2 protein-coding genes are annotated in these 1,842 nt (G+C 72.5%); both read left to right on the forward strand.

Going from position 1 to position 1,842, the window contains the following annotated elements; translation table 11 throughout:
* Positions 1-272, forward strand: a 272-nt coding sequence (locus AC2VNT_RS13430) for a DUF3000 family protein (protein WP_486947334.1), incomplete at its 5' end; no start/stop codon positions are given.
* Between the two features lie 3 nt (positions 273-275).
* A complete protein-coding gene (locus AC2VNT_RS13435) occupies positions 276-1,553 on the forward strand; it encodes an HRDC domain-containing protein (protein ID WP_486947335.1) in 1,278 nt (425 codons plus the stop codon).
* Positions 1,554-1,842 lie beyond the last annotated feature (289 nt).

Genomic DNA, 1,842 nt, shown 5'->3' on the forward strand with positions numbered 1-1,842 from the left:
CGGAGGTGGCGTGGAGCTGGCTGGTCGAGTCGCTGGAGTCACGCGCCGAGCAGGTGATCGCGCTGGGTGGCACGGTGACGGCCACCACCTCGGTGCGCTACGGCGACATCTCTGGTCCGCCGCGCGGGCACCAGCTGGAGCTGCGGGCCTCCTGGACCGCGGCCACCCCGGAGCTCGGCGCGCACGTCCAGGCCTTCTGCGACGTGCTGGAACACGCCGCTGGCCTGCCGCCGGTCGGAGTGATCGACCTGGGCTCGCGCAGCCGCGTCTGAGCCATGGCCCCTGACGTAACCGAGCCGGCCACCGAGCAGCCCGAACCGGCGCCGACCGAGCCGGAGCCGATCCCGCTGGCGCATCCGGCCGACGGTGTGCCGGAGGTCTCGGTCAGCGCCGCGCAGATCGCCGCGGCCGCCGAGACGCTGGCCGGCGGGCACGGGCCGTTCGCGGTCGACGCCGAGCGGGCGTCGGGGTTCCGCTACTCCAACCGCGCCTACCTGATCCAGATCCGGCGGGCCGGCGCCGGAACGGTGTTGATCGACCCGGTGGGTGACGGCGGCGACCCGGTGACGGTGCTGCGGCCGGTCGCCGCGGTGCTCGGCGACGACGAGTGGATCCTGCACGCCGCCGACCAGGACCTGCCCTGCCTGGCCGAGGTGGGCATGCACCCGCCGGCGCTCTACGACACCGAGCTGGCCGGCCGGCTGGCCGGTTTCGACCGGGTGAACCTGGCCACGATGGTGCAGCGGCTGCTCGGGCTGGGGTTGGCCAAAGGCCACGGCGCCGCCGACTGGTCCAAACGCCCGCTGCCACCGGCCTGGCTGAACTACGCCGCACTGGACGTCGAGGTGCTGATCGAGCTGCGCGCAGCGGTCGCCGGCGTGCTGGCCGAGCAGCACAAAAGCGATTGGGCTGCCGAGGAATTCGAGTACCTGCTGGTGAGCGGCACCGCGAACCCCGCGCCGACCCGACGGGACCGGTGGCGGCGCACCTCGGGGATCCACAAAGTGAAAGACCAACGCGGCCTGGCCGCGGTGCGCGAACTGTGGCTGGTGCGCGACCAGATCGCCCAGCGCCGCGACATCGCACCGGGGCGGATCCTGCCCGATTCAGCGATCGTCGCGGCCGCCGTGGCCGACCCGCACTCCACCGACGAGTTGGTGAAGCTGCCGGTGTTCGGTGGGCCCAAGCAGCGCCGCAGCGCGCACACCTGGCTGGCCGCGCTGGCCGCCGCCCGGGACAACCCGGTGCGGCCCGAGGATGCCGAGCCCTACTCCGGTCCGCCGCCGCCGAACCGCTGGGCGCGGCGCAAGCCGGAGGCCGCCGCGCGGCTGGACGCCGTTCGGGTCGCGCTGGCGGAGCTGTCCGAGCGGGTGGCGGTGCCCACCGAGAACCTGGTCTCCCCCGACCTGATCCGCCGGCTCTGCTGGGATTGGAGCGGCGGCGCCGATGTGGCCGCCGCGGTCGAGGAGTTCCTCGCGGCAGGTGCGGCACGGCCCTGGCAGCGGGATCTGGTGGTGCCGGTGCTGGCCGAGGCGCTCACGCCGGAGCGGTGACGGCGGCCAACGGTGGGCGCTTCAGTCGCTGCCCGCGTCGCCAGGTAGCGCGAGGAAAACCTCACTGGCATTCAGCGGTTCAACGATCGCGTCCGCGGGCCAACTTATCCCGTTTTGCCGCCTATCCCGGTCGCCGTACACATACAAGCTCAACACATGCAGTTCCCGCAGTCCAACGGCCTTGATGACCTCCAGGGCTCCGGCGTTGTTGACTAGCAGGCCTGTGAGCTGGGAATTTTGGGGTTTAGTAGGTCGAGGCGGCGGTTGGCGGTCAGAGCGGTGACGCGGC

This window comes from Mycobacterium sp. TH-M15 (assembly GCF_057473705.1).

What these genes read in the sequence shown, in the direction of transcription:
- AC2VNT_RS13435 (WP_486947335.1), top strand. Translation starts at nt 276, where the DNA reads ATGGCCCCTGACGTAACCGAGCCGGCCACCGAGCAGCCCGAACCGGCG.